We start from the raw sequence: 17,601 nt of genomic DNA on the forward strand, positions 1-17,601 counted from the left end.
AACGACCTGTTAACCAAGAACAGGATCGCCATGGTCTCCCGCGCCCACACTGTTGCTTTTCAAGGGGTAGATGCCCGCCCGGTTGAAGTTCAATGCGCCGTGTCACCTGGTTTGCCTGCTTTTTCGATTGTGGGCCTTCCGGACAAAGCGGTCTCTGAAGCTCGCGACCGGGTCCGTAGCGCGCTTAGTTCCATGGCTATCGCACTGCCCTCCAAACGTATCACCATCAACCTGTCGCCCGCCGATCTACCGAAAGAAGGCAGCCATTTCGACCTGCCCATCGCCGTTGCACTGCTTTCGGCGCTGGAAATCATCCCGTCGGATGCCGCCGAGGGGGCAGTGGCATTGGGGGAGTTATCACTGGACGGCTCGCTGGTTCCCGTAGTGGGTGCCCTACCCGCCGCGATGACAGCGGCAGCGGAAGACCGTGCCTTGCTTTGCCCTCGATTATCCAGTGCCGAGGCTGCGTGGGTCGACGCTACACAAGTTATCGGCGCAGGATCACTTGGCGATGTTGTGCGCCATTTCACCGGCCAGTCGCCACTCCCCGCGGCAACACCCGGCGAAGTCGACCTCGCCCCAAGCAACCGAGATCTGCGAGACGTAAAAGGGCAGGAACGCGCAAAACGAGCGATGGAAATCGCAGCCGCTGGTCGGCACCATATGATCATGATCGGGACGCCGGGATCGGGGAAGTCCATGCTGGCTGCACGTTTGCCGGGCATTTTGCCCCCTCTGACACCGATCGAGGCATTGGAAACGTCAATGATACAATCGCTTTGCGGCTTGATGGACGAAGGCGGCATCAGTCGATCCAGACCGTTTCGGGAACCACATCATACAGCTTCGATGGCGGCTATTGTTGGTGGGGGCAAAGGGGCCAAGCCAGGCGAGATTTCGTTGGCTCACAATGGCGTTCTTTTTATGGATGAGTTTCCGGAATTCCCACGCACGGTTTTGGAAACACTGCGCCAGCCGATAGAGACCGGCGAGGTCATGGTGGCCCGCGCCAATGCCCATGTCAAATATCCCTGCCGGTTCATGCTGGTGGCCGCGGCAAACCCTTGCAAATGTGGATACCTAACTGACCCGGCGCGCGCCTGTTCGCGTGCCCCGGGATGCGGGGAAGATTACTTGGGACGTATCTCAGGCCCGCTGATGGATCGTTTTGATCTGCGTATCGAGGTTCCTCCGGTCGGGTTCACCGACCTGGACCTCCCCCCTTCCGGCGACAGTTCAGCCATGGTTGCGGCACGGGTAGAAGAAGTGCGGCAAATACAGGCGGCACGGTTCGTAGACATTCCCGGAACCCGCCAGAACGCGGATATGGAAGGAAAAATGCTGGAAGAAATTGCAGCGCCGGATGCCGAAGGCAAAGAGCTACTGGTAAAAGCCGCGGAAAAGTTCGGGCTGTCGGCCCGCGCGTTTCATCGCATCCTGCGGGTCGCACGTACCATCGCCGACCTTGAGGGCAGTGCAGACATACGCCGCCCGCATGTGGCCGAGGCGCTGAGTTTTCGGATCAGCGCCCGTGTCGCAGCTTAGACTCTGGCTTCGATAGCATCCCAGATTTTGCACGCGATATTAACGCCGTCGAACCGCTCCAGTTCTTGAATGCCTGTGGGTGAAGTCACGTTAATCTCGGTCAGGTAATCTCCGATCACATCGATCCCGACGAAAATCTGACCCTTTTCTTTCAACAGTGGTCCGATAGCGGCGCAGATTTCCAAATCCCGTTCGGACAACCCAATCTTTTCGGGGCGTCCACCCACATGCATGTTCGAGCGGGTTTCGCCTTCTGCCGGGATGCGGTTGATCGCGCCGACAGGTTCGCCATCCACCAGAATGATACGTTTGTCGCCGTTGCGAACATCAGGCAGGAATTTCTGCACGATCAGAGGCTCGCGCGAAAACCCGGTGAACAGCTCGTGCAAAGACGTTAGGTTGCGGTCAGCTGCATCCAAGCGGAAAACCCCAGCACCGCCATTACCGTAAAGCGGTTTCAGGATGATGTCGCCATGCTTTTCCTTGAACGCCTTAATGGTCTGCAGATCACGCGCGACAGTTGTCGGCGGCGTCAGATCGGGAAAGTCCAGCACCAGCAGCTTTTCCGGGTAGTTACGCACCCAGAAAGGGTCGTTCACCACCAAAGTCTGCCCGTTCAACCGATCCAGCAGGTGGGTCGAGGTAATGTAATGCATGTCAAAGGGCGGATCCTGCCGCAGCCAGACCACGTCGAACTCGGCCAGATCCACTTCGCGCTCGGGACTCAGCACCGCCGGATCACCGGGAACGCGCTGAACGGTCATGTCCTGCCCGCGCGCCGTGATGCGGCCCTCCTGATAGGCCAATTGGTCCGGTCCATAGAAAAACAGCTGATGACCACGCGCCTGCGCCTCTTCGGCCAGACGAAATGAACTGTCGGCATTGATATCCACGGCCCCGATTGGGTCCATCTGAAAGGCGATTTTCATGGCGCGTCCCTCGTTTTGACGCCTGATACATGGCTCAGCACGTCCAAGGGTTCAATGCCGTTCAGACCTGTCCGAAGGCGTTTTCGATGATTTGGACCGCGCCCTCAGCATTAACGAGGGCCGCGTCAAAGCGCACATTGGTCAGTTGCCCCGTAGATTCGTGTTCGAGAAACTGGGCAGCCGAAGCGCAAATTCGATCCATCTGCCGCCGGCTGATACGGACCGCAGCCTGATCGAAACTGGCGCTTTTTTTAACTTCGACGAACACCAACCCATCCGTGTTACGCGCAATCAAGTCGATTTCACCGCCGACACCGCGCCAGCGTCGATGAACAATAGTAAACCCCCGCCGTTCGTAATCCGCGGCCACACACATTTCTGCGGCCTGCCCAGAGTGAAATGAAATCGAACCCTGAGCAGATCGTCTGGTCATGTCATCCCTTCCCCAGCTTCAGAGCCTTCTGGTATATGGGACGGCGCGGAAGGTCGTACATTTCTGACACAAGGTCAGCCGCATCGCGCACGGAATGGGTTTCCAGGGCTCTTTTCAAAGCCTGTTCTACGTCAGATTCGTTAACAGAGGGCGAATGGCTACGGTCCACCAACAAAACGATCTCGCCTTTGACAGATGCGTCCTGAAACTCGGTTGCCAGTTCATCCAACGTACCGCGTCTGACCTCTTCGAATTTTTTCGTGAGTTCCCTGCACACCGCCACCTTTCGGTCAGAACCCAGCACTTGCGCCAAATCTGCAAGGCACGCCGCGACGCGCTTGGGTGATTCGTAAAACACAAGTGTTCCGGGGATATCTCGTAGCGCTTCAATCCTTGTACGACGCGCACCGGAAGCGTTGGGCAGGAACCCTGCAAAAAAGAATGCATCTGTCGGAAGTCCCGCCAAGGTCAGCGCCGCCAGCGCAGCCGAGGGACCGGGGGCGCAGGTGACAGCGTATCCCGCCTCTGACGCTTGTTTACCCAGATCATATCCGGGATCTGCAATCAGCGGCATACCGGCCTCGGACGCGTAGGCGACGGATTTCCCCTGTTCCAGAGCTTCTATGATCTTGCCGCGTGCACCGGCGCCGCTGTGATCGTGATAGGCTTGAATGCGCCGACCTTCCAAAGGGACGCCGTGAATCTCCATCAAGCGACGCAGACTACGGGTATCCTCGGCAGCAATCATGTCCGCCGAAGCCAGTACGTCCAGAGCTCTGAGCGTGATGTCGCGCGCTGTACCGATCGGAGTGGCCACGAAATACAGACCTGCGCTCAATCTTACCTTTTGGAAATTCAAAGCTGGACCCTCACCGCGTGACGTTTATTATCGCGGCTCAACATAATAGCAGTTGCTTTGGCCGCTGGATCAGGGAGTTTTCATTTAGATGTTTACCGTTTGCAAGCCCGTTCGCAAGCTGGCGAAATCCGCAGCTGTCCTGGCCACCGCAGCATTTTTGGCTGCATGCGAGCCGGGCGGGCTAGGTGGAGGTCCCTCGATCAACACGTCCAAACCAGTGCCTGTCGCCCTTCTGGTTCCCAGCGGCTCGCCCCAATCCGGTGATGCGTCTCTGGCTCGAAGCCTCGAGAATGCGGCGCGTTTGGCGATGTCCGATCTGCAGAACGTTCAGATCGATCTGCGCGTCTATGACACGGCGGGTAGTGCCGCAACAGCGTCCACCGTTGCTCAGCAGGCGGTGTCGGATGGCGCCAAGATCATCATTGGGCCCGTTTATGCGCAGGCGGCCAACGCCGCCGGCCTTGCGGTTCTGAACAACAACGTCAACGTCCTGTCTTTTTCGAACAATACCAGCATTGCTGGCGGCAATGTCTTTGTTCTGGGGCCAACATTTGAAAACACGGCGAACCGTCTGGTCAGCTATGCGGGGCAACAGGGCAAAACTGGGGTGGTCATTGTGCACAGCAACGATGCCGCTGGTCAGCTTGGGCAATCCGCCATTGCCGGCGCACTAACCAACAGCCGGGTCAACAATGCCGGCACAGTCGGATATGATCGGTCGCAGCAAGGTGTAATCAACTCCGTGCCAACCATTAAGGCGACGGTGGATGCAAACGCCGCCGATTCGATCTTTCTAACCTCAACTACAGCCGGAGCTTTGCCATTGCTCACGCAGCTGTTGCCTGAGGCCGGCGTTTCGCCAGCAACAACGCAGTACATCGGCTTGACGCGCTGGGATATACCGTCGCAAACGCTGGAACTGCCCGGTGTTCAGGGCGGGTGGTTCGCCTTGCCTGACCCAGCCAAGGCGCAAGCATACCGACAGCGTTACAATGCGACTTACGGCGAGGCGCCGCACCCCATCAGCGGGCTGGCTTATGATGGCATCGCCGCGATCGCCGCGTTGGTTAGTCAGGGGAAATCCGATGCTTTGACTGGCGCTGCCCTCACGCAAAACGCAGGCTTTCAAGGTGTAGGCGGAATTTTCCGTCTACGTCCGAATGGTACCAACGAACGCGGTCTGGCTGTGGCCACGATCCAAAACAAACAGGTGGTTGTGATTGACCCTGCCCCACAAAGCTTCTCTGGCGCCGGATTCTGATCAGCTCGCACAAACCGGTGCGCCCAATGGTGCGTTGATCTGTCCGGCTGAAGAAATTTTCGACAGTGTCGGAGTTTCCACTCGGTTATCGAGCGCCTTCGGGACCAGCAAAGACAACTCGGCTATACGCGCCGAAACGGTGCGTATTCTGCGAGAGGCGCAAAAATCCGGCCGCAATGCCATTGCACAGGCCTTCGCCCAGCGCCCCTTTGACGCGCGCCCTTTGACGCGCTCGTATACCTATCTGACCGACCAGCTGGTTTGCACGGCCATGCGCGTCTCCAGTGAACGCCTGCACCCGCTGGCGACTCCGACGCAGGGCGAAAAGATCGCCGTTCTGGCGGTCGGCGGGTACGGGCGCGGGGAAATGGCGCCGTCTTCAGACGTGGACCTGCTGTTTCTGACGCCATATAAAATCACCGCCTGGGCCGAGAGTGTAATCGAGTCCATGCTCTACATCTTGTGGGACCTGCGGCTGAAGGTTGGCCATTCCTCGCGCACAATCAAAGATTGTCTGCGCCTGGGCGGCGACGACTTCACGATCAGAACAGCGATGTTGGAACAGCGCTATCTGGCTGGCGACAAGGTACTGGCAGCCGAATTGGAACAACGTCTAAAGAACGATCTGTTCAAGGGCAGCGAACGCGAATTCATCGAAGCTAAACTGCAGGAACGCGACGCGCGCCACCTAAAGCAGGGCGAGCGATATATGGTCGAGCCCAACGTCAAAGAGGGCAAAGGCGGGTTGCGCGACCTACAGTCGCTTTATTGGATCGCAAAGTACATCTACGGCGTTCAGGATGTGGCCGAGCTCGTACCATTGGGTTTGTTTACACCAGAAGAGTTCAAGGGCTTCGTCCAGGCCGAAGATTTCCTTTGGGCCGTCCGTTCGCACCTTCATCTGGTGACCGGGCGTGCGACGGAGCAACTGACATTCGATTTGCAGGTCGAAGTGGCCGACCGTATGGGATACGAGGACCGCGCCGGGCGACGCGCGGTCGAGGTTTTCATGCAGCGCTATTTCCGCGAGGCCACACGCGTCGGCGAGCTGACCCGGATTTTCCTGACCAAACTGGAGGCGGCCCACATGAAGGGCGCGCCAATGCTGGAACGCATCTTTCGCCGCCGCCCCCGGGTCAAGGCAGGGTACCAGGTTGTCCATGGCCGTCTGGACGTGGCGGACCCGGAAAAGTTTCTGTCAGACAAAGTCAACATTCTGCGGCTGTTCGAAGAGGGGTTGCGCACCGGATTACTGATCCACCCAGACGCGATGCGGCTGGTAACCGCCAATCTGAACCTGTTCGATGACGACATGCGCAACAACAAGGAAGCTCGACGCATTTTCCTTGATCTGATGCTCAAGCACGGCAACCCGGAACGCGCCCTGCGGCGGATGAACGAGCTGGGCGTCTTGTCCGCGTTTCTGCCTGAGTTTGAGCACATCGTGGCGATGATGCAGTTCAACATGTATCACAGCTACACGGTGGACGAGCATACCATTCAGTGCATTGTCAATCTCGCCCAGATCGAGCGCGGCGAACTGGTTGAATCGCTGCCTCTGGCCTCGTCCATTCTGAAAGAGGGCGTCAATCGCAGGGTTCTTTATGTGGCCCTGCTGCTGCATGACATCGCGAAGGGACGGCCCGAGGATCATTCGATCCTGGGCGCACAGATTGCGCGCAAGGTGGCACCGCGCCTGGGATTGAACAAAGCAGATTCCGAGACTGTCGAATGGCTGGTGCGGTATCATCTGCTGATGTCGGATATGGCTCAGAAACGCGACATCTCGGATCCGCGGACTGTCCGCGACTTTGCCAAGGCGGTGCAGACCGTCAAACGGCTGGACCTGCTGACTGTGCTGACGGTTTGCGATATCCGCGGCGTGGGGCCGAATACCTGGAACAACTGGAAAGCCACCTTGCTCCGCGCCCTGCACGCAGAAACCAAACGCGCGCTTGAAACCGGTATGGAAGACCTGAACCGAGCCAATCGCGGAGCCGAAGCCAAGAAAGCACTGCGGGCAGCGTTGTCAGACTGGACCAAGACAGACCTCAAAACAGAAACAGGACGCCACTACGCGCCTTATTGGCAAGGTCTGAAACTGTCGACCCATGTGGAATTTGCCGAAATGTTGCGTACGCTGGAACTTGGGGCCGATCCCGGCGAGATGGAGATCCGACTGCACCCTGATGAGGATCGCGACGCCACCCGTGCGTGTTTTACCATGGGGGATCATCCCGGTATCTTTGCTCGCATCGCAGGCGCACTGGCGCTGGTTGGTGCCAATGTTGTGGATGCCCGAAGTTATACGACCAAAGACGGGTACGTAACGGATGCATTCTGGATACAGGACGCCGAAGGACACCCGTTCGAGGCATCCCGCCTGCCCCGCCTGACGCAAATGATTCACAAAACGCTCAAAGGCGAAGTCGTGGCCCGGGACGCACTGAAATCCCGCGACAAGATCAAAAAGCGTGAACGCGCATTCAACGTGCCGACACATATCACCTTCGACAATGACGGATCAGAAATCTACACCATCATCGAGGTCGACACCCGCGACCGGCCCGGCCTGCTTTATGACCTGACTCGGACACTGGCAGCGGCGAATGTCTATATCGCCAATGCGGTGATCGCGACCTATGGGGAACAGGTGGTAGATACCTTCTACGTCAAGGATATGTTTGGCCTGAAATACCACTCAGAAAGCAAACAGCGCGGCTTAGAGAGCAAACTACGTACCGCCATCACCGAAGGTGCGGAGCGCGCCGCCTCATGAAACAAATCCGGTTGTTCTCGGGCCTGTTCACAGTTGGTTTCTGGACTCTGGCCAGCAGAATTCTGGGCTTCCTGCGAGAGATTCTGCTGACCGCCTATATCGGCCCCGGCCCGGTGATGGATGCTTTTGTCGCCGCCTTCCGCCTGCCGAACATGTTCCGCCGCTTCTTTGCCGAGGGTGCGTTTAACGCGGCCTTTGTGCCGATGTTTTCCAAACGTCTGGAAGGCGACGAGAACGCGCAAGGCTTCGCGCAGGACGCATTCAACCTGCTCGCTGTGGCCGTATTGGCCTTGGTTGGGCTGGCCATGGTGTTCATGCCCGGACTGGTCTGGCTAACCGCCGAAGGGTTTTATGGCGACGAGCGCTTTGATCTTGCCGTCGGCTATGGATACGTGGTTTTCCCCTATATCCTGTTCATGTCGCTAGCCGCGCTGTTCTCAGGCGTCCTGAACGCTACGGGCCGGTTTGCGGCAGCAGCTGCTGCTCCAGTTTTGTTGAACATCTTCGCCTGTTCAGCGCTGATATTTGGCGCGATATCAGGGGGCGAGGTGATTTGGTGGCTGATCACCGTTATCCCCGTTGCAGGTGTCGCCCAGCTTATTCTCGTCTGGGTCGCGACCGAACGGGCGGGTTTCCGAATACGCCCGGGGATGCCCAAACTCAGCCCGGAAATGCGCAATCTGGTTCGCATAGCTGTCCCCGCAGCTCTGGCAATGGGGGTTACGCAGGTCAATCTGGTTGTGGGTCAGCTGGTTGCCTCCAAAACAGAAAAGGCGGTCAGCTGGTTGTTTGCCGCCGACCGTCTGTATCAACTGCCTTTGGGAGTGGTCGGTATCGCGGTGGGGATCGTGTTGCTACCCGACCTGTCCCGCCGCCTGCGGGCCGATGACAAAGAAGGAGCACGCAATGCGTTTTCTCGGGCCGGAGAGTTCATGCTTTTGCTGACGATCCCGTCGACAGTGGCGTTTGTAATTGTTCCTAATCCGCTGGTATCGGTGTTGTTCCAACGCGGTCAGTTCAGTGCTGAAGATACCACGGCGACTGCTCTGGCCGTGGCGATCTATGGCATTGGGTTGCCTGCCTTCATGTTGCAAAAGCTGCTGCAACCGTTGTTTTTCGCGCGAGAAGATACCCGCTCGCCATTCCACTATGCCATTGTTGCCATGGTGGTGAATGCAGTCTTGGCCTTCGGCCTTTACCCGGTGGTCGGATGGATCGCACCGGCCATCGCGGCATCGACCGCCGGCTGGGCCATGGTCGTCCTGCTGGTCATAGGCGCGCGACGGATGGGGGACGAGGCGCGGTTCGACGACCGTTTCAAACGCCGGGCATGGCGAATTGTGGCGGCCTCGGCAGGAATGGGCGTAGTCCTATTCGCAGCGATCAACCTATTCGGATGGGCTTTTGAGCTTTCAGGTTGGCGCTATCTGGCCCTGCTCCTGTTAATCGCAGTTGCAGCGACCGCCTATTTCTTCCTTGGGCACGTCTTCAAGGCCTTTGAAATCTCGGATTTCAAGCGCGCACTGCGCCGCTCGTAAAAGATCAATCCCGGCGGATACGACCCACAATACGCGCCCAACCGCCGGGGGCCAGAAAGAAGGACAAGCCAAACCCCGTGGCGAATCCGCCCAAATCTGCCACCCAGTCCGGCGTGCCGCCAAAGATCAGGCCGAACAAAAGCTGAATGCCCATCAGAACGGCAATCAATTGAAATGCCCGCGCCTGGTTTTCCCCGACCAGAGATAGCTTACGCCACAACAGCCATGTGAACGCGCCGATCAGACCGTAGACTGGTGGAAAACCTCCGACCAGAGGATAGGCCGGATCCAGCAGCAGCGCGTAGACCAGCGCGCCGCCCACTCCCGACAGGACAAAGATCAGCAACATCGCAACGCCGCCAAAAACCTCGGCGACCATCTTGCCCATGGCCAATACGAAAACGCAGACAAAAATGGCCTGCGTGAAGCTGCCTGACACGAAGGGGTAAGTCACAAAACGGATGACATGTTCGAACGGCCAGCGTCCATTCTGAAGCATCCAATCGAAGATATCTGGTGAAAATGAGTAATGCTGTAGCGCATCCAACCGCCAGCCCACCGCTGATGGTCCTCCGATCAGCCCCCGGCTTCCCAGCATAAAGGCCAGTTCGATCCCCATGATGAACAGGGTCAAAGCCACCACGACGGGCGGCAATGGGTTCACGGGCGGTGCATAATGCTCACTGCTCATTGGGCTGGCCTTTCGAGGCTGTTGACGTCCCTTGGCCTCATGGGTAAGCGACGGGGGCTGATTTTTCCAGACGGGAGTTCCCTTCGATGACTGAGACCCAGTTCACGCCGCGCGTGTTTTCCGGCATCCAGCCTTCGGGAAACCTGCACCTTGGCAATTACCTGGGTGCGCTAAAGCGTTTTGTCGATATGCAGGGCCCCGAGATGGAGACGGTCTATTGCATGGTCGACCTTCACGCGATCACCGTGTGGCAAGACCCCAAGGAGCTGGCGCACTCAACCCGCGAATTGTGTGCAGGTTTCATCGCAGCCGGAATCGACCCCGAGGGATCGATCCTGTTCAACCAAAGCCAGGTTCCTGAACATGCGCAACTGGCTTGGATTTTCAATTGCGTCGCCCGCATGGGCTGGATGCAACGGATGACACAGTGGAAAGACAAGGCGGGAAAGAACCAGCAGAACGCCTCGCTGGGGCTGTTCGCCTACCCGTCTCTTATGGCCGCGGACATCCTGACCTATCACGCGACCCATGTGCCAGTGGGCGATGACCAGAAACAGCATCTTGAGTTGACCCGGGACATTGCGATCAAATTCAACAATGACTTTGGTGTCGATTTCTTCCCGATCACCGAGCCTGTTATCGAGGGCGCTGCAACCCGTGTCATGAGCCTGCGGGACGGGTCAAAGAAGATGTCGAAATCAGATCCGTCCGATATGAGCCGGATCAACATGACCGACGATGCCGACGCCATTGCCAAAAAGATTCGCAAGGCAAAAACGGATCCGGATGCCCTGCCTTCCGAAGTAAAGGGCCTGGAAGACCGACCCGAAGCACGGAACCTGGTGAATATCTATGCCGCGCTCAGTGATCAGACTGTCGAACAAGTTCTGGCCGAAGCGGGCGGTAAGCAATTTGGTGAATTCAAACCCATGCTTGCCGAATTGGCCGTTTCCAAACTGTCGCCGATCTCGACCGAAATGGCGCGATTGATGGGCGACGAGGCCGAGATTGACCGTATTCTGACCCGTGGTGCTGAGCGAGCGCGGGAAATTGCGGCTCCGATCCTGCGGCAGACCTACGAAATCGTGGGCATGGTCGGCGCAAAATAGCGCTGATTACGCTGGACCTTGGTGCAACGCCTTCCTAGGTTTGCCAAAAGCTTGGGAGGGCGCATGGCAGTCGGCAAGAATATCCGTACTTATTTCGAAGGTCGGTGGCACGACGGTGACGCCCCCATTATGCGCGCGGCAGATCACGGTGCCTGGCTGGGATCGTCTGTCTTTGACGGCGCGCGGTTTTTCGACAAGGTGACACCCGATCTTGATGCACATTGCGCCCGCGTGAACCGCTCGGCAGAGGCGTTGATGCTGACACCGACCGTCACGACGGAACAGATGGTAGAGATTGTCAAAGAAGGCTTGCAGGCCTATGGGCCAGATGCCGCAGTTTACATCCGTCCGATGTATTGGGGCATCGACGGGGATGCCACTGCGATCGTGCCGCAGGAAAACAGTACCGGCTTTGCCGTCTGCCTGGAGGAAATCCCGATGGCATCCGAAACCGCATCGGCCACGCTGACCACCACACGCTTTCGCCGCCCATTGTTGGAATCCGCGGTGGTGAATGCCAAGGCAGGATGCCTCTACCCGAACAATGCCAGAATGCTGCATGAGGCTCGGTCCAAAGGATTTGCGAACGCCCTGGTCGCTGATGCAATGGGTCATGTAGCCGAGACGGCCACGGCCAATATCTTCATGGTCCGTGACGGCGAGGTGTTTACCCCGATCCCCAATGGCACGTTCCTCGCCGGCATCACCCGCGCGCGTCACATCAAGAATCTGCGTTCAGACGGTGTGACGGTCCACGAAACTGTTCTGAGTTTCGACGATTTCCACAATGCCGACGAAGTGTTCATGTCCGGCAACATGAACAAGGTCACTCCGATCACGGCGCTGGATGACACGCAATACCAGATTGGCCCTATTGCCCGTCGAGCCCGCGAAATGTACTGGGATTGGGCGGCCAGCACACGCTAGGCCATCCCGTTCCAGTTGCCAGAGCGCAACCGGTCGGGCATGATCCCGGAAAAAAATGAGGACAATCATGCGCAAATTCCTGGTCGTTCTGGATGACAGCCGCGAATGCCTGAACGCTATGCGTTTTGCTGCGATGCGTGCGGCCCATACTGGTGGCGGTGTTACAATTCTGTCGGTGATTCCACCGGATGAATTCAACCACTGGATCGGTGTGGCCGAAGTCATGCGCGAAGAGGCCCGCGAACGGATCCACGCACATTTCGAAGTTTTCGCGAAATGGATGCGCGACAAACAAAGCGTGGAGCCCGAATTGGCCATTCGCGAGGGTGATCCGGTACCTCAGATCATCGAACACGTTCAGGCCGACCCGGAGATCGGCGTGCTCGTTCTGGGCGCAGGCACGGACAAGAAAGGGCCCGGACCGCTTGTGACTCAGCTTACCCGCAACTCAGGCAGCCTACCGATTCCGATCACCATCGTTCCAGGCGACTTGAGCAAGGAAAAGCTGGAAGAGATCACCTGAAAGCGATCGTATGGCCACGCAGATCCAGTTCTGGTTCGATTTTGCCTCGACCTATTCCTACGTCAGCGCGATGCGGATCGAGCGGGCCGCGTCAGCAAAAGGAGTTAGCGTTTCGTGGCAGCCATTCCTGCTGGGCCCGATCTTTGCCGAACAGGGATGGAACAACTCTCCGTTTAATATCTATCCTGCCAAGGGGCGCTACATGTGGCGCGACATGGAACGTCTGTGTGCTGAGCATGACCTGCCCTTTCAGCGCCCGGCCGAGTTTCCGCGTAACAGCCTTAGGGCAGCGCGCCTGGCACTAGCCATCGAATCCCAAGACCAAAGAGCACAATTTGTTCGCTCGGTTTATTCCGCCGAATTCGGCTCGGGCCACGATATTTCGGATGAAGCCATTCTGGCAGATTGCCTGAGCGCTTCTGACGCACCCCCTGATTTGCTTTCTCGTACGGGTGACGCAGAAATCAAGGCCAAGCTCCATGAGCAGGTTGGTCAAGCAAAAACCCTTGGAATCTTCGGCGCCCCGAGTTTTGTTTCCGGGGATGAGCTTTTTTGGGGTGACGACCGCCTCGACAGCGCAATTGCTTACGCATCCAAGATTTAGAATCGTTCCAAATCTTGACTTCCCTTGCCTGCGCGCGCATATCAAAGGCAACCCAAACGGAGCCGCGCTATGTTCATCCAGACCGAATCCACCCCCAACCCGGCCACCCTGAAATTTTTGCCCGGTCAGACAGTTCTGGACGCTGGCACAGCTGATTTTCCGACTGTTGAAGCCGCAGGAAAATCTCCGCTGGCGCAACGCATTTTTGGCGTAAACGGCGTTACGGGCGTGTTCTTCGGGAATGATTTCGTCACGGTTACCAAATCCGACGACGTACAATGGGATCACATCAAACCCGCGATCCTGGGCGCGGTGATGGAGCATTACCAGTCCGGTCAGCCCGTCATGGGCGCAGGCGTTGAAACGGCACCGGCCCATGCCGAACACACCGGTGAAGATGCCGAAATTGTCAACCAGATCAAAGACCTGCTGGACAGCCGCGTGCGTCCTGCCGTGGCGCAAGACGGTGGTGACATAACCTTCCACGGCTTTGACCGGGGGGTTGTCTATCTGCATATGCAAGGGGCTTGCGCGGGTTGTCCCTCCTCGACCCTCACATTGAAGATGGGGATCGAGAACCTGCTGCGTCACTACATTCCCGAAGTGACCGAGGTTCGTCCGGTTGCCGTCTGACCTGACAGTATTGGCATTCGACACGTCGGCCGCGCATTGCGCGGCCGCTTTGCTGCGCGCTGGCCGCATCGTGATATCCCGTTTCGAACCTATGACACGCGGGCAGGCTGAACGCCTGATGCCGCTGCTTGAAGAAGTTCTGAGCGATGCTGGGTGCAGTTGGCAGGATCTCGACGCCATTGGCGTTGGCACCGGCCCCGGCAATTTCACAGGCATACGCATTTCGGTCGCCGCCGCGCGGGGCCTTGCTCTCGGCCTAGAGGTTCCGGCCATCGGAATTGATGGATTTGATGCATTGGCGGAATTTTCGCCAGACGGTCAAATCCCTGCGATAAGTGCACCTCGCGAACAGGCTTACATCCGATTGCCCAATGAAGAGCCTAAACTGATCGCGCTTGAGCAACTTGAATTGCCTTATCCCCTTTTTTTCTGCGACGATCCCGCGGCCCAAGTGCGCGCGATTGCTGCGATTGCTGCGCGCAGGGCAACGACCGTGACTGAACCTCCTGCACCGCTCTATGTCCGACCGGCGGATGCTGCGCCGTCTAAGGATTTACCGCCAGTGATGTTGGACGAATGACACCGCACGACATGGCAGCAACTCATGCAGCGGCGTTTCTAAATTCGCGCCCCTGGGCGGCTGAAGAGTTTGCTGATCTGCTGGCCAACCCATTTGTACAAGCTGTTGGCAGCCCACGGTGTTTTGCCCTGTTCAAAGTTGTCGTGGATGAGGCCGAATTGCTTACCATTGCGACCCACCCCGCCCATCAGCGACGGGGTTTGGCCCGGCAATGCATGGCAGAGTGGCACCTTGTCGCGCAGAAATTGGGTGCGACCCGCGGTTTTTTAGACGTCGCTGCGGATAATCACCCGGCAATCGCTTTGTATAAGGCCTGTGGCTATGTCCCGTGCGGGTCGCGGAAGGAATATTACCTACGTGAAAACGGCCCAAAAGTGGACGCTGTCCTAATGGAATATGCCCTGGATCGGCCCTAAGTAAAGTTTTTTGAACCGTTTGGTCAAATTTCTGTTGACCCAACCTGTTGCAAACGGCCTTAATTCCCGCCATCACAACAGTTATGCTCGCTCTGAGTGGGTAATCGAGGCTATCTTGGCCTCGGACCAACGATAACAACGGGAGTAAGAAATGACCCTGATGAAATCCTTGATGGGTGCCGCAGCTGCAGTTGCGCTGACTGCAGGCGCTGCCATGGCCGAACCGGCTCTGATCTTTGATCTGGGCGGCAAGTTCGACAAGTCGTTCAACGAAGCCGCGCACAACGGCGCCTCGCGCTGGGCCGAAGAAACCGGTGGTAGCTATCGCGAAATCGAGCTTCAGTCCGAAGCGCAGCGTGAACAGGCCCTGCGTCGCTTTGCCGAGGCGGGCGCGAACCCGATCATAACCATGGGCTTTGCCATGGCCGACCCGCTGTCTGCCGTTGCAGGGGATTACCCTGACACCAAGTTCGTCGCGGTTGATGTGAACTGGCTGGAGAACCCGAACATTCGTCAGGTCAGCTTTGCCGAGCACGAAGGCTCTTATCTGGTTGGCATGATGGCCGCGATGGCGTCGCAGTCAGGCACCGTGGGTTTCATCGGTGGCATGGACATCCCACTGATCCGTCACTTTGGCTGCGGATATGCCCAGGGCGCCAAGGCTGTAAACCCTGACGTCAATGTTGTTGCCAATATGACCGGCACCACTCCGGCGGCCTGGAACGACCCGGTGAAGGGTTCGGAACTGACCAAAGCTCAGATCAGCCAGGGCGCTGACGTGATCTATGCTGCTGCTGGCGGTACAGGCGTTGGTGTTCTTCAGACCGCGGCCGACGAAGGTATCCTATCGATCGGCGTTGACAGCAACCAGAACCACCTGCATCCGGGCAAAGTCCTTACTTCGATGCTGAAACGCGTAGACGTTGCTGTTTATGACGCAATGAGTGCGGGTGAAGGTGTCGAAACCGGAGTCTTCACTATGGGCCTGGCTGAAGAGGGTGTTGGCGTAGCAATGGACGACAACAACGCGGCACTGGTGTCAGAAGACATGCAAGCCGCTGTCGACAAGGCACGTCAGGACATCATCGACGGCAACGTCGCGGTTGTAAGCTACTACGAGAACGACAGCTGCCCGGCGCTGCAGTTCTGATATCGCGTGGGACGGGGACCCCCCCGTCCCGCTTCCACTCTGCCGCTTTGCCGTTTGGCAATCGTGCAACCCCTTCGGCAATTGAGGACAAGACATGACCGTCCCCGCCATTGAGCTCAAAGGGATATCCAAAGCCTTTGGGCCGGTTCAGGCCAACAAGGACATTTCCATCAGCGTCGCCCCCGGCACGATCCACGGGATCATCGGTGAGAACGGCGCGGGCAAGTCCACGCTGATGAGCATTCTCTACGGTTTCTACAAAGCAGACAAAGGTGAGATCTGGATCAACGGTCAAAAGACCGACATCCCCGACAGCCAGGCCGCGATTGCAGCCGGTATCGGGATGGTTTTCCAGCATTTCAAGCTGGTCGAAAATTTCACCGTACTTGAAAACATCATTCTGGGCGCCGAAGACGGCGGACTGCTTGCCCCGTCGTTGACTAAGGCGCGCAAAGAGCTGAAAGAGCTTGAGGAAGAATACGAGCTGTTCGTCGACCCGGACAAGCGCATCGATGAAATCGGCGTTGGGGCCCAGCAGCGTGTAGAGATCCTTAAAGCGCTTTATCGTCGGGCCGAGATTCTGATTCTGGACGAACCAACGGGCGTTCTGACCCCAGCCGAGGCGGATCAGCTTTTCCGTATCCTCGACCGTTTGCGGGCAGAGGGGAAAACCATCATCCTGATAACCCACAAGCTGCGCGAGATCATGGAGGCCACCGATACCGTCTCCGTGATGCGTCGTGGCCAGATGACGGCAACCGTCAAAACCGCGGAAACCAATCCGCAGGAACTGGCCGAACTGATGGTTGGCCGCAAGGTTCTGTTGCAGGTGGACAAAGTTCCGGCGCAACCCGGAAAACCGATACTCGAAATTGAAAATCTGCGTGTCATCGACGAAGCGGGTGTCGAGCGCGTCAAGGGCATCGACTTGGCCGTCCGCGCGGGCGAGATCGTCGGTATCGCCGGTGTCGCCGGCAACGGACAGTCGGAGTTGCTCGAGGTCCTGGGCGGGATGCGCCCCGGGATAGGTTCGATCAAACTGAACGGTGCGCCTCTGGCACTAAGCGGTGCCGGATCAGACGGTCAAGCGCGGCGCGCGCAACATATTGCGCACGTTCCAGAAGACCGTCAGCGCGAAGGGCTGATCATGGATTTCCACGCTTGGGAAAATGTGGCTTTCGGCTATCACCGTGATCCGGCTTACAATCGCGGTATTTTCATGGACAACGCTGCCCTACGCGCCGACACCGAACGCAAGATCGAGAAATTCGACGTGCGCCCACCCGATGGATGGCTGTCTGCCAAGAACTTTTCGGGCGGCAATCAGCAGAAAATCGTTGTTGCACGTGAGATAGAACGCAACCCCGACTTGTTGCTAGTTGGTCAGCCGACCCGAGGCGTGGATATCGGCGCGATCGAGTTCATTCACAAACAGATCGTCGCACTGCGCGATAAGGGTAAAGCGATCCTGCTGGTCTCAGTTGAGCTCGAAGAAATCTTCTCGCTTTCCGACCGGATCGCCGTGATGTTTGACGGACATATTATGGGCGAGCGCCTGCCCCACGAAACAGATGAAAAAGAACTTGGCCTTCTGATGGCCGGTGTTGCGGGGGAGGCCGCGTAA

General features: G+C 57.7%; 17 protein-coding genes. 13 read left to right on the forward strand and 4 right to left on the reverse strand.

Translation table 11 applies throughout. From position 1 onward, the window contains the following. Positions 1-30: 30 nt before the first annotated feature. Positions 31-1,545, forward strand: coding sequence for a YifB family Mg chelatase-like AAA ATPase (locus tag AC2TDA_RS18520; RefSeq protein WP_480880217.1), 1,515 nt, complete (start codon positions 31-33; stop codon positions 1,543-1,545). On the opposite strand, the gene gshB is transcribed toward AC2TDA_RS18520, so the two are convergent. The 3 genes from gshB to rsmI all read right to left on the reverse strand — a co-directional run bounded on the left by gshB (position 1,542) and on the right by rsmI (position 3,766). After that, complete coding sequence (gene gshB, locus AC2TDA_RS18525) at positions 1,542-2,474, reverse strand: glutathione synthase (RefSeq protein ID WP_480880218.1); 933 nt, start codon at positions 2,472-2,474, stop codon at positions 1,542-1,544. The two genes, AC2TDA_RS18520 and gshB, sit on opposite strands and share 4 nt — an antisense overlap. Positions 2,475-2,535: 61 nt before the next feature. Continuing rightward, the gene (locus AC2TDA_RS18530; protein ID WP_480880220.1) at positions 2,536-2,907 is read right to left on the reverse strand and encodes a YraN family protein; all 372 of its coding nucleotides are present in this window, start codon (positions 2,905-2,907) and stop codon (positions 2,536-2,538) included. Between the two features lies 1 nt (position 2,908). Beyond that, a complete protein-coding gene (rsmI, locus tag AC2TDA_RS18535; protein ID WP_480848937.1) occupies positions 2,909-3,766 on the reverse strand; it encodes a 16S rRNA (cytidine(1402)-2'-O)-methyltransferase in 858 nt (285 codons plus the stop codon). Positions 3,767-3,854: 88 nt separating this feature from the next. Between rsmI and AC2TDA_RS18540 the strand changes: the two genes are divergently transcribed. From AC2TDA_RS18540 to murJ, 3 genes are read left to right on the forward strand one after another with little or no spacing between them, the layout of a single operon-like run. After that, positions 3,855-5,027 carry a penicillin-binding protein activator gene (locus AC2TDA_RS18540; protein WP_480848935.1) on the forward strand — a complete coding sequence of 391 codons (1,173 nt, stop codon included), beginning with the start codon at positions 3,855-3,857 and terminating at the stop codon, positions 5,025-5,027. After that, positions 4,987-7,806, forward strand: coding sequence for a [protein-PII] uridylyltransferase (locus AC2TDA_RS18545; protein WP_480880221.1), 2,820 nt, complete (start codon positions 4,987-4,989; stop codon positions 7,804-7,806). The genes AC2TDA_RS18540 and AC2TDA_RS18545 overlap by 41 nt, the downstream gene beginning before the upstream one ends. Further along, positions 7,803-9,344, forward strand: coding sequence for a murein biosynthesis integral membrane protein MurJ (gene murJ / locus AC2TDA_RS18550; protein ID WP_480880223.1), 1,542 nt, complete (start codon positions 7,803-7,805; stop codon positions 9,342-9,344). The genes AC2TDA_RS18545 and murJ overlap by 4 nt, the downstream gene beginning before the upstream one ends. Before the next feature lie 4 nt (positions 9,345-9,348). On the opposite strand, the gene AC2TDA_RS18555 is transcribed toward murJ, so the two are convergent. Further along, entirely contained in the window at positions 9,349-10,035 is a 687-nt protein-coding gene (locus tag AC2TDA_RS18555) for a rhomboid family intramembrane serine protease (protein WP_480848932.1), read from the reverse strand. 86 nt (positions 10,036-10,121) lie between these two features. Between AC2TDA_RS18555 and trpS the strand changes: the two genes are divergently transcribed. The 9 genes from trpS to AC2TDA_RS18600 all read left to right on the forward strand — a co-directional run bounded on the left by trpS (position 10,122) and on the right by AC2TDA_RS18600 (position 17,601). After that, positions 10,122-11,144 (forward strand): tryptophan--tRNA ligase, encoded by a 1,023-nt coding sequence (trpS, locus tag AC2TDA_RS18560; RefSeq protein ID WP_480880225.1) that lies wholly within the window; start codon positions 10,122-10,124, stop codon positions 11,142-11,144. 63 nt (positions 11,145-11,207) lie between these two features. After that, complete coding sequence (locus AC2TDA_RS18565; RefSeq protein ID WP_480880226.1) at positions 11,208-12,071, forward strand: branched-chain amino acid aminotransferase; 864 nt, start codon at positions 11,208-11,210, stop codon at positions 12,069-12,071. A 67-nt stretch (positions 12,072-12,138) separates the two neighbouring features. After that, entirely contained in the window at positions 12,139-12,594 is a 456-nt protein-coding gene (locus AC2TDA_RS18570; RefSeq protein WP_480848928.1) for a universal stress protein, read from the forward strand. A gap of 10 nt (positions 12,595-12,604) precedes the next feature. Beyond that, positions 12,605-13,198, forward strand: coding sequence for a DsbA family protein (locus AC2TDA_RS18575; protein WP_480848927.1), 594 nt, complete (start codon positions 12,605-12,607; stop codon positions 13,196-13,198). Positions 13,199-13,267: 69 nt separating this feature from the next. Next, positions 13,268-13,831, forward strand: a complete 564-nt coding sequence (locus AC2TDA_RS18580) for a NifU family protein (RefSeq protein WP_480880228.1) — start codon at positions 13,268-13,270, stop codon at positions 13,829-13,831. Continuing rightward, entirely contained in the window at positions 13,821-14,411 is a 591-nt protein-coding gene (gene tsaB, locus AC2TDA_RS18585; protein ID WP_480880229.1) for a tRNA (adenosine(37)-N6)-threonylcarbamoyltransferase complex dimerization subunit type 1 TsaB, read from the forward strand. Before AC2TDA_RS18580 ends, tsaB begins: the two co-directional genes overlap by 11 nt. Further along, on the forward strand, positions 14,408-14,827 hold the full coding sequence (locus tag AC2TDA_RS18590) for a GNAT family N-acetyltransferase (protein ID WP_480880230.1): 420 nt from the start codon (positions 14,408-14,410) through the stop codon (positions 14,825-14,827). Before tsaB ends, AC2TDA_RS18590 begins: the two co-directional genes overlap by 4 nt. Positions 14,828-14,978: 151 nt before the next feature. Then, complete coding sequence (locus AC2TDA_RS18595; protein ID WP_480848920.1) at positions 14,979-15,977, forward strand: BMP family lipoprotein; 999 nt, start codon at positions 14,979-14,981, stop codon at positions 15,975-15,977. Between the two features lie 94 nt (positions 15,978-16,071). Continuing rightward, positions 16,072-17,601, forward strand: coding sequence for an ABC transporter ATP-binding protein (locus AC2TDA_RS18600; protein WP_480880231.1), 1,530 nt, complete (start codon positions 16,072-16,074; stop codon positions 17,599-17,601).

This window comes from Ruegeria sp. HKCCD6426 (genome assembly GCF_057221115.1).

What these genes read in the sequence shown, in the direction of transcription:
- AC2TDA_RS18520 (WP_480880217.1), top strand. Translation starts at nt 31, where the DNA reads ATGGTCTCCCGCGCCCACACTGTTGCTTTTCAAGGGGTAGATGCCCGC.
- gshB (WP_480880218.1), bottom strand. Translation starts at nt 2,474, where the DNA reads ATGAAAATCGCCTTTCAGATGGACCCAATCGGGGCCGTGGATATCAAT.
- AC2TDA_RS18530 (WP_480880220.1), bottom strand. Translation starts at nt 2,907, where the DNA reads ATGACCAGACGATCTGCTCAGGGTTCGATTTCATTTCACTCTGGGCAG.
- AC2TDA_RS18540 (WP_480848935.1), top strand. Translation starts at nt 3,855, where the DNA reads ATGTTTACCGTTTGCAAGCCCGTTCGCAAGCTGGCGAAATCCGCAGCT.
- murJ (WP_480880223.1), top strand. Translation starts at nt 7,803, where the DNA reads ATGAAACAAATCCGGTTGTTCTCGGGCCTGTTCACAGTTGGTTTCTGG.
- AC2TDA_RS18555 (WP_480848932.1), bottom strand. Translation starts at nt 10,035, where the DNA reads ATGAGCAGTGAGCATTATGCACCGCCCGTGAACCCATTGCCGCCCGTC.
- trpS (WP_480880225.1), top strand. Translation starts at nt 10,122, where the DNA reads ATGACTGAGACCCAGTTCACGCCGCGCGTGTTTTCCGGCATCCAGCCT.
- AC2TDA_RS18565 (WP_480880226.1), top strand. Translation starts at nt 11,208, where the DNA reads ATGGCAGTCGGCAAGAATATCCGTACTTATTTCGAAGGTCGGTGGCAC.
- AC2TDA_RS18570 (WP_480848928.1), top strand. Translation starts at nt 12,139, where the DNA reads ATGCGCAAATTCCTGGTCGTTCTGGATGACAGCCGCGAATGCCTGAAC.
- AC2TDA_RS18575 (WP_480848927.1), top strand. Translation starts at nt 12,605, where the DNA reads ATGGCCACGCAGATCCAGTTCTGGTTCGATTTTGCCTCGACCTATTCC.
- AC2TDA_RS18580 (WP_480880228.1), top strand. Translation starts at nt 13,268, where the DNA reads ATGTTCATCCAGACCGAATCCACCCCCAACCCGGCCACCCTGAAATTT.
- AC2TDA_RS18590 (WP_480880230.1), top strand. Translation starts at nt 14,408, where the DNA reads ATGACACCGCACGACATGGCAGCAACTCATGCAGCGGCGTTTCTAAAT.
- AC2TDA_RS18595 (WP_480848920.1), top strand. Translation starts at nt 14,979, where the DNA reads ATGACCCTGATGAAATCCTTGATGGGTGCCGCAGCTGCAGTTGCGCTG.
- AC2TDA_RS18600 (WP_480880231.1), top strand. Translation starts at nt 16,072, where the DNA reads ATGACCGTCCCCGCCATTGAGCTCAAAGGGATATCCAAAGCCTTTGGG.